12 protein-coding genes are annotated in these 12055 nt (G+C 58.0%); 3 read left to right on the top strand and 9 right to left on the bottom strand.

Annotated features, from left to right (window positions below; all coding sequences use genetic code 11):
• Position 1 precedes the first annotated feature (1 nt).
• On the bottom strand, positions 2–886 hold the full coding sequence (locus O1723_RS10510) for a LysR substrate-binding domain-containing protein (protein WP_014883873.1): 885 nt from the start codon (positions 884–886) through the stop codon (positions 2–4).
• Between the two features lie 112 nt (positions 887–998).
• On the opposite strand from O1723_RS10510, the gene O1723_RS10505 reads away from it, so the two are divergent.
• From O1723_RS10505 to O1723_RS10495, 3 genes are all read left to right on the top strand, one after another.
• Positions 999–2486, top strand: a complete 1488-nt coding sequence (locus O1723_RS10505) for a UbiD family decarboxylase (protein WP_014883874.1) — start codon at positions 999–1001, stop codon at positions 2484–2486.
• A gap of 128 nt (positions 2487–2614) precedes the next feature.
• The gene (locus tag O1723_RS10500; protein WP_014883875.1) at positions 2615–2902 is read left to right on the top strand and encodes a VF530 family protein; all 288 of its coding nucleotides are present in this window, start codon (positions 2615–2617) and stop codon (positions 2900–2902) included.
• A 7-nt stretch (positions 2903–2909) separates the two neighbouring features.
• Positions 2910–4202 carry a glycoside hydrolase family 10-like protein gene (locus tag O1723_RS10495; protein WP_014883876.1) on the top strand — a complete coding sequence of 431 codons (1293 nt, stop codon included), beginning with the start codon at positions 2910–2912 and terminating at the stop codon, positions 4200–4202.
• A gap of 42 nt (positions 4203–4244) precedes the next feature.
• On the opposite strand, the gene dsbG is transcribed toward O1723_RS10495, so the two are convergent.
• The 8 genes from dsbG to O1723_RS10455 form a co-directional block, all read right to left on the bottom strand.
• Complete coding sequence (gene dsbG, locus O1723_RS10490; RefSeq protein WP_014883877.1) at positions 4245–5003, bottom strand: thiol:disulfide interchange protein DsbG; 759 nt, start codon at positions 5001–5003, stop codon at positions 4245–4247.
• Between the two features lie 41 nt (positions 5004–5044).
• Positions 5045–5656, bottom strand: a complete 612-nt coding sequence (locus O1723_RS10485) for a DsbA family protein (RefSeq protein ID WP_014883878.1) — start codon at positions 5654–5656, stop codon at positions 5045–5047.
• Between the two features lie 7 nt (positions 5657–5663).
• On the bottom strand, positions 5664–7688 hold the full coding sequence (locus tag O1723_RS10480; RefSeq protein WP_014883879.1) for a protein-disulfide reductase DsbD family protein: 2025 nt from the start codon (positions 7686–7688) through the stop codon (positions 5664–5666).
• Positions 7689–7736: 48 nt separating this feature from the next.
• Positions 7737–8105 carry a hypothetical protein gene (locus O1723_RS10475; protein WP_014883880.1) on the bottom strand — a complete coding sequence of 123 codons (369 nt, stop codon included), beginning with the start codon at positions 8103–8105 and terminating at the stop codon, positions 7737–7739.
• 87 nt (positions 8106–8192) lie between these two features.
• The gene (locus O1723_RS10470; RefSeq protein WP_014883881.1) at positions 8193–8753 is read right to left on the bottom strand and encodes an RNA polymerase sigma factor; all 561 of its coding nucleotides are present in this window, start codon (positions 8751–8753) and stop codon (positions 8193–8195) included.
• A 5-nt stretch (positions 8754–8758) separates the two neighbouring features.
• A complete protein-coding gene (locus tag O1723_RS10465) occupies positions 8759–9178 on the bottom strand; it encodes a hypothetical protein (RefSeq protein ID WP_014883882.1) in 420 nt (139 codons plus the stop codon).
• Positions 9179–9376: 198 nt separating this feature from the next.
• Positions 9377–10927, bottom strand: a complete 1551-nt coding sequence (locus O1723_RS10460; RefSeq protein WP_014883883.1) for a methyl-accepting chemotaxis protein — start codon at positions 10925–10927, stop codon at positions 9377–9379.
• Positions 10928–11016: 89 nt separating this feature from the next.
• Positions 11017–12033, bottom strand: coding sequence for a LacI family DNA-binding transcriptional regulator (locus tag O1723_RS10455; RefSeq protein WP_014883884.1), 1017 nt, complete (start codon positions 12031–12033; stop codon positions 11017–11019).
• Positions 12034–12055: the final 22 nt, after the last annotated feature.

The raw sequence follows: 12055 nt of genomic DNA, 5'->3' as shown, positions 1-12055 counted from the left end.
GTCAGGTGCGATCGAGGGTCATCAGAAATTTTTTAAGCACTTCTGAGCGAATAATTCGGTGGCACACCAGCGTCAGTTCGCTTTCCCTGAGACGGTCGAGAATGTCCACGTAAACGACATTCTCGACACTCACTGCCTTTGCTGACGCAGGCAGCAACGCCAGACCAAATCCCGCGGAGACCAGGCTTATCACCGTGGGAACATCCGTCGCATTCTGCACTACGTCCGGCTGGAAACCCGCCCCGCTACAGACGTCATAAAAGTACTGCTCCAGCCCCACGCCCTCCGGATCGCGCAGCGAGATCCATTTTTCATCCTTCACTGACGCGAGCGTCAGAGCGGAAGAGTCGGCCAGAGGATGCTGGCGATACAGCGCCAGCACCGTTTTTTCTGAGGTGAACGGCCGGCTTTGCAGATCGTCAGGCAGCGATGGCAGCGGTGCCCGAATAATCGCCACATCCAGCTGGTTACTTTGCACGGCGGCATAGAGCGTCTGCACATTGCCCGTCATCAAAGACATGGTTATCGCCGGCCAGCGGCTGTGCATCTGGCGCAGTGCAGCGGGCAGCTTACCGTCGAACATCGCACTCGACACGCATCCCAGGTTTAACACCCCCTGCTCGCCTCTCGCCGTTTGCCTGGCGTCCAGTACCGCCTGCTCAGTCAGGGAGATGGCGAGCCTGGCCTTCACCAGAAACGCGTCGCCCGCGGGCGTCAGGGTTAAGCGACGGTTCGCCCGGCTAAAGAGCGTGACGCCTAAACGTTCTTCCAGCGCCTTTATCTGCTGGCTCAGCGCCGGTTGCGCCATGTTTAAACGCTCGGCGGCCCGGTGCATGTGGAGTTCTTCGGCAACGACAATGAAATGGCGCATCTGACGAAACTGCACGGGAGACTTCCTTTTTTGATAATAAATTCATTATCAATTTAGCAGTAATGATGCAATTGATGCTATGGGTCATTGTCGTAAAAATGGAGGTATTCAACCGAGGGAGGAAAATATGGAAAACCCAGTCAACGATCTCAGAAGTGCCATCGCCTTACTGAAGCGCCACGAAGGCCAGTATATTGAAACCGATCATCCCGTCGATCCTAACGCAGAGCTGGCAGGTGTGTATCGTCATATTGGCGCGGGCGGTACGGTAAAACGCCCGACCCGCACGGGGCCGGCCATGATGTTCAACAGCGTGAAGGGCTATCCGGGCTCGCGCATTCTGGTGGGCATGCACGCCAGCCGTGAACGCGCGGCACTTTTGTTAGGCTGTGCGCCTTCTGAACTGGCAAAACATGTCGGTCAGGCGGTGAAAAAACCGGTCGCACCCGTTGTCGTCCCGGCCTCGCAGGCCCCTTGTCAGGAGCAGGTCTTCTACGCTGACGATCCGGACTTCGATCTGCGCAAACTGCTGCCAGCACCAACCAATACGCCGATTGATGCAGGCCCGTTCTTCTGCCTGGGACTGGTGCTGGCAAGCGATCCGGAGGACAGCTCGCTGACGGATGTCACCATCCACCGCCTTTGCGTGCAGGAGCGCGATGAGCTATCCATGTTCCTGGCCGCCGGTCGCCATATTGAAGTCTTTCGCAAAAAAGCGGAAGCGGCCGGAAAACCGCTGCCGGTGACGATCAACATGGGGCTCGATCCCGCTATCTATATCGGCGCGTGTTTTGAGGCCCCCACCACACCGTTTGGTTACAATGAGCTGGGCGTCGCCGGGGCGTTGCGCCAGCAGCCGGTCGAGCTGGTACAGGGCGTGGCGGTAAAAGAGAAAGCCATCGCGCGGGCGGAAATTATCATTGAAGGCGAACTGCTTCCCGGCGTGCGCGTAAGAGAAGATCAGCATACCAACACCGGCCACGCGATGCCGGAATTCCCGGGCTACTGCGGTGAGGCGAATCCGTCTCTGCCAGTGATCAAAGTGAAAGCGGTGACCATGCGCCACCAGGCAATCCTGCAAACGCTGGTGGGCCCCGGAGAAGAACATACCACCCTGGCCGGTTTGCCGACGGAGGCCAGCATCCGCAATGCGGTTGAGGAGGCGATTCCGGGCTTCCTGCAAAACGTCTATGCGCATACCGCGGGTGGCGGTAAATTCCTGGGTATTTTGCAGGTGAAAAAACGCCAGCCGTCAGATGAAGGACGCCAGGGCCAGGCAGCGCTTATCGCGTTAGCCACCTATTCGGAGCTGAAAAACATTATCCTTGTCGATGAAGACGTGGATATTTTCGACAGCGACGACATCCTGTGGGCGATGACCACCCGTATGCAGGGCGATGTCAGCATCACGAATATTCCGGGGATCCGCGGTCACCAGCTGGATCCGTCTCAGTCGCCGGATTACAGCACCTCAATTCGCGGAAACGGCATCTCCTGCAAGACCATCTTTGATTGCACGGTGCCGTGGGCGCTGAAGGATCGCTTCGAGCGCGCGCCGTTTATGGAGGTTGACCCGACACCGTGGGCACCTGAACTGTTTAAAGACAAAAAGTAAACGAACGTTCCTCTTTCTTCACCCCTCGGGGGTGAAGAATTTCACGCTTAAATTGCCGCTTCCCCTGCTTTCTTGTACCCTTTCACCGGTAACCCTGCCCCCACAAAAATTGAGACATCTGAACACCTATGACTGCACACATTTCTAACGATCCTTTGCATGGCGTAACGCTGGAGATGATGGTCAACGCCCTGGTGGCGAAATATGGCTGGAGCGAGTTGGGTGACCGCATCAAAATTAACTGTTTCAGAAAAGACCCCAGCGTTAAATCGAGCCTGAAATTTCTGCGCCGTACCCCGTGGGCACGCGCGGAGGTCGAAGCCCTGTATCTGGATTCCCTCCACGACGAGGGACATAAAGAACAGGAGGCGCCCGCCTTTAATCCCTGGGCTAACAGTCGGATTATCAAGAGCTAATACGCAAATGACGCGACACGTAAAACGGATCGGTGCGCTGGCTGGCTGCGCACTTTTACTTGTAAGCTGCTCCTCAAAACCACCAAAATCATTAGTTACCCCGCTCCCCACCGTCAGCAAACCGACCCAACAGGCAAACGAGCCGATGCGCGGGATCTGGCTTGCGACCGTCTCTCGCCTCGACTGGCCGCCGGTGGCCTCGGTGAATGGCTCCAGCGCTGACCAGCGCATCGCAATGCAAAAGCAGGCGCTTATCGCCAAGCTCGATAACCTTAAACACCTTGGGATTAACACGGTATTTTTCCAGGTAAAGCCGGACAGCACGGCACTCTGGTCATCAAAAATATTACCGTGGTCAGATATGCTGACGGGCAACATCGGCGAATATCCGGGATACGATCCGCTTCAGTTTATGCTGGATGAAGCGCACAAGCGCGGTATGAAAGTCCATGCCTGGTTCAACCCGTACCGCGTGTCGACCAACACGAAGCCGTCAACCATCGCTGCCCTGAACCGGACGGCGTATCAGACCCCGTCGAGCGTCTATGTCCAGCACCCGGAGTGGGTACGCGTCTCGGGCGATCGCTTCGTACTCGATCCCGGCATTCCGGAAGTGCGCGACTGGATAACCCGTGTCGTCACGGAAGTCGTGGCGAACTACCCGATAGACGGCGTGCAGTTTGATGATTACTTTTATGCTGAATCACCGGGATCCGCGCTGAATGATTCTCAGACTTACCGGCAGTACGGACAGGGATTTGCCTCTAAGGCCGACTGGCGAAGACACAACACGCATCAGCTGATCGTCCAGGTTTCCCGCGCGATAAAACAAACCAAACCCGACGTTGAGTTTGGCGTCAGCCCGGCTGGCGTGTGGCGTAACCGCTCCTTTGACCCGGCAGGCTCGGACACCCGGGGTGCCGCCGCCTATGATGAATCCTACGCCGATACGCGTCAGTGGGTGCAGCAGGGCCTGCTGGACTACATCGCCCCGCAAATTTACTGGCCCTTCTCCCGGGATGCCGCGCGCTATGACGTGCTGACCAAATGGTGGGCCGACGTCGTGAAGCCGACCCACACGCGTCTGTACATCGGCATCGCGTTCTACAAAGTGGGCGAACCGTCGAAAAATGAGCCGGACTGGACGGTTCAGGGCGGCGTGCCGGAACTGAAAAAACAGCTCGATCTCAATGATTCACTGCCCAACGTCAACGGCACCATCCTGTTCCGGGAAGATTACCTGAACAAGCCGCAGACGCAGCAGGCGGTCAACTATCTCAAAGGACGCTGGGGTAGCTAACCGGACGGCCGAGCAGAAACGTCCTGTTTCTGCCTGCGTTCTTTACGGCTTCGGCCCGAACATCGCTTCAAGCTGCTGCGCGTCCGGCATCCCGACAACCTGCTGCAGCTCGTTTTCCGCGTTCATATAGTAAATGGCCGGGGTGGCGTTGGCCCCCAGACTGTCCATCAGCGCCTGGTGTTTCTGCAGGATCGCTACCGTTTCGCGAGACCCTTCCCCCTCAGGCTTCGGTAACTTTTTGCCACCGGAGAGCTCGTACTCGCGCCAGGCCGAGACCGGATCTTTCGCATTCAGGATCGCGGCAGCGTTACGTCCGCTGTTAGGGTTAAGAAACGCCACCAGCAGCGTATTCAGCTGGACCTTGCCCGCCTTGACCCACGGCTGCGCCTCTGACCAGAACTGCTTGCAGTACGGACAGAACGGATCGGCGAAGACGAAGACTTTGCGCGGCGCGTTATCCGCCCCTTCCTTCAGGGGATGCGCCGCGTTGAGCGTCTTCCACATTTCGCGTCCCATAGGGGCATAGATCTCTTTCTGGAAATACCCCTCGCTGAGGTTTTTCCCTTTGTCATCGTACAGATAGCCCGAAATCACGTGCTTGCCGTCCGGGGTTAAAAAGAGCGTCACCCCCATGTCCTGATATTGCCCCAGCCAGGCCGGCGCGCCGCCGGGAGCATCCAGCTTCTTGATGATTGTAATGTTCTGCTGCTCACTGAAGTGCTTAACCACATCCGGTATAGCGTCAGCAGCCTGGACCAGCCCTGAGGTCGCCAGTGCCGAAAGTAACAGTAATTTTTTCATATCCCTCTCCGGTTTATCGGGGGCATCACGCCCCCTTCAGGTTAGCGGTTTTTCAGCGCGTCGCTGACGATTTCATCGAACTGTTCAAAAGGCACCCAGCCGGGCAGCAATCCCTCACCAATCAGCGTGGCGGGCGTACCCTGAATGCCCATTTTTTCCGCGACAAGCAGGCTGCGCTTGATCGTCATCAGACTCTCCTCATCAGGCGTGGTAACGCTGACCCCTGCCCGTTTTTGCGCTTCCTGAATGCTGGCGTCATCGTGGTACCCCTTTTTGGCCATCAGGGTATGGTTCAGTTTCATAAACGCCCCGGGATCCTGACGCCAGAGCGTGAGCGCATCGCGCGCGGCGGTCAGCGAACTTTCCGAGCGGTAAGGTAAAAACTTAAACACCACGGCGACATCGGGATGTTTTTCTACGATCTTCTCCAGATAGGGGTCGAATTTCTTGCAGTACGGGCAGTTGTAGTCGGTAAACACCACCAGGGTGAGTTTCGGATTTTTCGCGCCGATACGCGGGGAATTCGGATCGTTAAACAGAAAATCTGCGATCATCTTCTGCGCACGTTGCTCCTGATCTGGCGTCAGCGGCTGAGCGGCCATCACCTGAGCCGAGGCCAGCAGGAGCATCAGCGTGATAAGGAATTTTTTCATAATACGTTTAGCCTTTTGCATTGTTCAGGGTGGTGACCAGGGTGCGTTTATCCAGCAGCGGTGAGAGGATTTCGCCCTCCGGCAGACCAGGGCCATATACCGCATTAAACGGAATAGCGTAGCGGTTTCGCTTCGCCAGAAAATCCGCGATAAAGGCGGACGGCTGGCTCCAGTCACCGCGCAGCGCCACTACGTCCGGCTGACTCAGAGCGGAAATGATGTCTGGCTGATTCAGGACCCGATGCTCGTTAACTTTGCAGGTCACACACCAGTCCGCCGAAATATCCACAAACACCCGTTTCCCCTGAGAAAGCGCCTGCTGGATGGCGTCTTCACTCAGTGGCTGCCACGGGATGGTCTCAGCGATATGTTGCGCCGGAGCGTCCGGCGGCGAGGTAAACACTCCGCGCAGCTGATACCCGCCAAACGCCGACAGCGCGATGACCACGATCCAGAACAACGGCGAGGAGGTTTGCCCCTTCAACGCGAACAGCACCAGCGCGACAACAATCAGCACCAGCACCACGATCTGACTCACCATTGCCCCCAGATGCAGGCTCAGCAGCGTCGCCAGCCAGAGGCTGGAGGCCAGCATCATCAGGCCCAGGATCGCTTTAAGCGTGTTCATCCAGCGGCCAGGCTTCGGCAGCAGCATGGCCGTTTTGGGCACCAGGGCGACAAACAGCCACGGCAGGCTCATGCCCACGCCGAGCATCAGGAAGATGAGCCACAGGGCGTGCAGCGGCGCGCCAAGGGCAAAGGCAACTGCGGTACCGAGGAACGGTGCGGAGCACGGCGTGGCCAGCAGCGTAGCAAACATCCCTTCGCAGAAACTGCCGCCAAGCCCCGCCCCGCCTGCCGTAGCCAGTCGCCCGGTAGCGGCAGAAGGCAGCAGCATCTCAAACGTTCCAAACAGGTTCAGCGCAAAGAGGAAGGTCACGGTAACCATCAGCCCGATAAACCACGGGTTCTGGAACTGAATGCCCCAGCCCAGGGACGCCCCGGCCAGCTTCAGCCCGGTGACCATGGCGGCCAGCAGCATAAAGGAGGTGAGGATCCCGGCGCTGGTTGCCAGGAAGCGCAGCCTGATGACGCGTCTGTCCGAACCCGCCTGCAGAATACTGTTAAGCTTCATTCCCATCACCGGCAGCACGCACGGCATCAGGTTGAGGATCAGCCCGCCCAGCAGGGCAAAGAGCACCATTTTGCCCGTCCCGGCTGGGGCGGAAGGCTCGGCGGGCGTAGCGCCAACGGTCATCGTGGTTTGCTGTGCGTCACTGCCATTGGTCAGCACAAATGACAGCCTCTTTCCTTCCAGCGACGTGGGCTTATCGCCCCATTCGTCGGTGACGGGCACCGTGACCCGAAGCGTATTGCCATCGTGCTTAATGGCCGGCTCGCCGGGCAGAATATCCCCCTCCAGCGGGTCAAAGTAGATCCCCGGATTATCCCATTTCCCGTCGGTCGTTCCCGTCACCACCAGGTTGCCGTCAGAGAGCCAGGCGGACAGATCGGCGGAAACGCCAGACGTGCCCGGCACGGCCTGCATCGCGCGGTCAAAGGCGTGATGGAAACCGTCATCCACCGGCTGCGTAAAATCGAGGTGCAGCGGGTAGTCCGTCAGCAGACAAACGTTACTGCACGTGGAGAGCGTGAGCGTGCCGTCGAGCGTATCGCCCTTCACGCCGTCGAGCACGATGGGGATCGTGACCTTATCGTGATAGCCCTGCGTGGTCATACCGGAGATATCGAATCGCGACGGTACCGGCCAGGACCAGCTATCCGTAACGCCCTGCGGCCAGGTGATTTTTGGCGCGACGCCACCCTCGCCCGGCGACCGCCAGTAGGTTTTCCAGCCGGGCTTTAGCTCAACGGTGAGCAGGCCTGTAATGTGCGTTTGTTCCCTTTCCGCCTGAAAGCGGATGCGGGCGTGATCGTTTTGTGGGGAGACCAGCCAGCCGGTGTCCGCCGCATGGACAATTCCGATGCAGGACAGCCACAGGAAGACGAATCCCCTGAAGAGGTTAACCATGTTTTACTCCGTGAACAGTGAAAAATTATCGTGTGATGACGATGATTTTCATTCACGGAAAACGCAGTTTTTAAGGTGTATTCGGGGAGGCGGTGCCTGAACGGGCTGTTCCACGGGCGCAAATGCCCGCCCTTGCGTAAACAGCTGCAGCAGCGCGAAGAAGATAATAATGGCCGGTAGCGCGCCGTCGAAGAACAGCGGCTGCGCGCAAAGCAGGGAGTGCGCGCCTAGCTGACAGGGCGATGGCCCTGACTCCCCGGCGTTGCTTTGCGACGGGGCGTCTGCACTCAGGGCGATCTGCGGCTCCAGTCCCTGTAAAAAATGGTTGAGCATGACCGCACGCTGCACGAGGCAAAGCGCCATCGCGAGACAGGTAACGATCAAAAGCCATTTTCCGAGGAGCTGACGGTTGCGCATAACATTCCAGAGTGACAAGACGCCCCGATCATAAACGATAGTGATGAATCTACAAGTACCGGAAGTGTAAGGTTTTGTCTGAGGCCGCTATTCGCCCGTCAGGGCATCATAGATATCCCGCAACCGCGTGCGCAGAAACAGCACCGCCTTGTGCTTGCGGGATAACAGCGCCTGTTCGCTGGCCCCCGTCTCCTCTGCCAGCATTTTAATGCTGTAGCCGTGAAGCTCGGTCTTTTCAAACACCTCGCGCTGCGGCGGCGGCAGTTCAGACAGGGCCTGCCCCAGCTCTTCCCACAGCAGCGTTTTGAGATACTCCTCTTCCGGCGTCTGCGGGACACCGAACAGGGTTTCGGCCAGCTCGTCCTCCGGGAAGCCCTCCTCCTCTTCATCCGTAAAATAGCCGGAGAGCGACACCTCGCGTTTCTTACGCGCCCGGTCGGTCATCTCGTTACGCGCCGCGCGGAACAGCCAGGCGGCGACGTTTTCGACCGGCTGCTCCACCTTCATCAGCTGATAGGTCACTTCCTGCAAAATGTCGTCTGCGTCGTCGCGCACGGACGTTCGTCCGCGAATAAAGGCCTTCAGCCGGGCGCGGCAGGCGTTGAGCGCCGACATCAACAGGGATCCGCCCACCTCTCCGGCTTTCATCTCGCTCACTCTGCGTCCGGCGCTTTTGGCGTAGCGTCATCGCGCTTATCGTCACGATGACCGTGCCAGCCGCAGTGGCCACGCCCGTGGCGGCCAAACCCTTCACGACGCTGCTGAATAAACGCCTCGCGCTGTTCGGGCGTCATGTTCATCCAGCGCTCGTGCATCCGGCGGTGTGCGCCAAACATGCCGGGACGGAAGCCCAGTCCGCCAAAGAGAATGCGGCTAAGCACCAGAATGCCCAGCGCCTGCCAGAAACCAATGGCTTTCACGCCAAGGATTGCCGGGAGCAAGGCGTTCCACAGGGACATCACCAGCAGGCCGAGCACGATGAAAATCACCGCGCCGATGACTAAGCCCTTGCCCATACGGTGACGACCGAATCCGCGCCCGTGACTTCTGCCGTGCAGTTCAAAATCTCTCATGGTGTTACCTCGTTTATCGTAACTGATTATGGCTTGTGATGAGGTAGACGGATGAGGGAGGGAAATATTGCTGGGGGGAATGAAATAATTTTTACGGATGCGCAATCGCAGCGAGTGCCCGGCGGCGCTAACGCTTGCACGGGCCTACAGATTTCGTAGGCCGGGTAAGCGTCAGTGCCACCCGGCAGATTCAAAGAATTACGCCTGCACCGGCAACCTAAAACTCGAAATACTCCGTGAAAGCTGCTGCGCCTGCTCTTCCAGCGAGGCAGCCGCCGCAGCGGACTGCTGCACCAGCGCGGCGTTCTGCTGGGTCACGCCGTCCATTTCGGTCACCGCCTGCCCGACCTGGCTGATCCCACGGCTCTGCTCTTCCGAAGCCACGGAGATCTGCTCCATCAGCGTATTCACTTTGTTCACCGATGAAATAATCGAGTCAATCACCTCGCCCGAGCGGTTGACCAGCTCCGCACCGTTTTTCACGCTGGAAACCGACTGCGCAATAAGGCTTTCAATGTCTTTGGCCGCCACCGCGCTTTTCTGCGCGAGGGTGCGCACTTCACTGGCCACTACCGCAAAACCGCGGCCCTGCGTACCGGCGCGCGCCGCTTCCACCGCTGCGTTCAGCGCCAGAATGTTGGTCTGGAAGGCAATGCTGTTAATCACGCTGGTAATGTCTTCGATGCGCTTCGAATTCGCCGCGATGGTATTCATCGTGTCGATCACCTCGCGGGTCACCGCTTCGCCGGTATGGGCATTGTGCACCGCGTCCTGCACCAGTTTTCCGGCCTGATACACGTTATCGGTATTGTTCGCCACCGTCGCGCTCAGCTCTTCCATGCTTGCCGCCGTCTGGGTCAACGCGGAAGCCTGCTGCTCGGTACGTGATGCGAGGTCGATATTGCCGGAGGCAATCTCCTGCGCCGCGTGCGTCACGGTGTGGCTCGCATCGCGCACCTGAGCAATAGTGGCCAGCAGTGCCTGACGCATCTGCTCCATCGAGCCCATCAGGTGGTCGATTTCATTATGCGAACTCCCCTTCACCGGCACCGGAATGTCGAGCTTGCCCGCGGCGATCTGGCTGCAGTGCTCGCGCGCCAGGTTGACCGGCGCAAAGACGAAGCGCTTCATGAAGAGGCTGACGGCAACAATTACCAGCACAAACAGGCAGGCGATAACGGCAATCATCACCAGGCCGGAGACGAAATTACTGTTCGCGTCTTCGTTCAGGCTTTTGGCGTATTTCTGGTGGACGGAAAGGACCTGGTCGAGAACGATTTCGTACTGGCGGTCGAGGCGGGAAACTTCCGGGATTAGCGCGTTAAATTTAGCAACATCGTGTGCCTCAGCGGCATCGATCAGCGGCGCCAGCCCCTGGTTACGGTAGTTTTGCCAGGCATCCTGATAGGCACTCACCAGCGGCGCTTCATCCGTGAGTCGCGGCGAAGCCATAAAGGCCGCAAAGGCGTGGTCCGCTTTGGTCAGCACCTCTTTCACGGCGGCAAGCTTCGCCGCCCCGTCTGCCGAGTTGCCCGCTTCCACCATCTTCACATACTCCATCACGCGAACGCGCAGCGTACGGCTATGGTTGATGGGGTCAATAATCGACAGCACAACCTGGATCTCTTTGTTGACGTTATCCAGGGAATTATTACTTTTAATGATGAGGCCAACGCTGGTGACGGTGCTGACCACAAAGAACAAAAGCAGTGAGAACAGGACAATCAGGGATGACTTTTTCAACGACATAAACCAATACCTCAAGGAGAATTATTCCTTATGGTTATCGGCGCATCCAAAACTTAAATTAATTAAAGTTATTGATGTATCGAACGAGGCTATACCGCTGACTTATAGCGCCGCTGCAGGGTGGCATTGAGCTTGCGCTGCAACGGCTGCGGCGTCTCCCCTTCGATCAATTTGCCAATCAGATCAAAGCAATGCCACGCCAGCTGGCGATTGTCCTGGCGAATGGTATCCACCGGGATCGTCAGCGAATCGTAGAGATAGTGATCGTCAAAGCTGGCTAATCTGATATCACTTTGCATCAGGTTATGTTGACCCATATAGCGCAGTACCCCTTCCAGCAGCCCGCAGGCGGCGGTGAACAGGGCTTTCGGTGGGCGTCCCAGACGGGCGCAGAGTTCGGCGAACATTTCGTAGCCGGAGCTCGGGTGGTAGTTGCCGTGAATGATCCACTCGGGGCGCAGTTCCACACCGGCCGCTCGCAGACCTTGCTTAAACCCTTCCAGACGGTCGCGAGTCGGAGAAAGGCGCGGCTGTCCGCCCAGAAAATAGAATTCATCCGGATGCTGGCGGGCAATATCCGCCACCAGTTCCGTCGTTGGGGTGATGGAATCGGTGATCACCAGCGGCAACGTGCTGTCGTTCATATGGCGATCAAAAAGCACCACGGGCAGCTGCTCGCTGAGTTTTAGGTAGTCCGCATCATTAAGCATGCTGGAGGCGACAATCAGTCCGTCGACCTGACGCGCCACCATGTTGTTGACGACCACCGTCTCCTGCCCCGGATTTTCATCGCTACAGGAGATCAGCAGCTGGACGCCCGCCTCGCGGCACAGCGTTTCCAGCTCGTGAGAAAAGACGGCAAAGCCGTAGTTGGTGATCTCCGGCACCACCAGACCAATGGTGTGGCTACGGTTATCGCGCAGTGACCGGGCGTGAATGCTGGGCTGATAATGGTGCTCTTTCGCAATCGCCAGCACGCGTTCACGCGTCTCTTCCGCCACGCGAAGCTCTTTGCTGCGCCCGTTCAGGACCAGGCTGGCGGTGGCTTTTGACACACCCGCCAGCTCCGCGATGTCTTTAATGGTGACGCGTTTTGTTTTTCTCACAACGACTTAGATCCGGCTGCCA

The organism is Enterobacter cloacae complex sp. HYC080_NIDB (assembly GCF_056673325.1).
The sequence above is the reverse complement of the archived record's forward strand: the minus strand, read 5'-3'. Positions and strand labels throughout refer to the sequence as shown.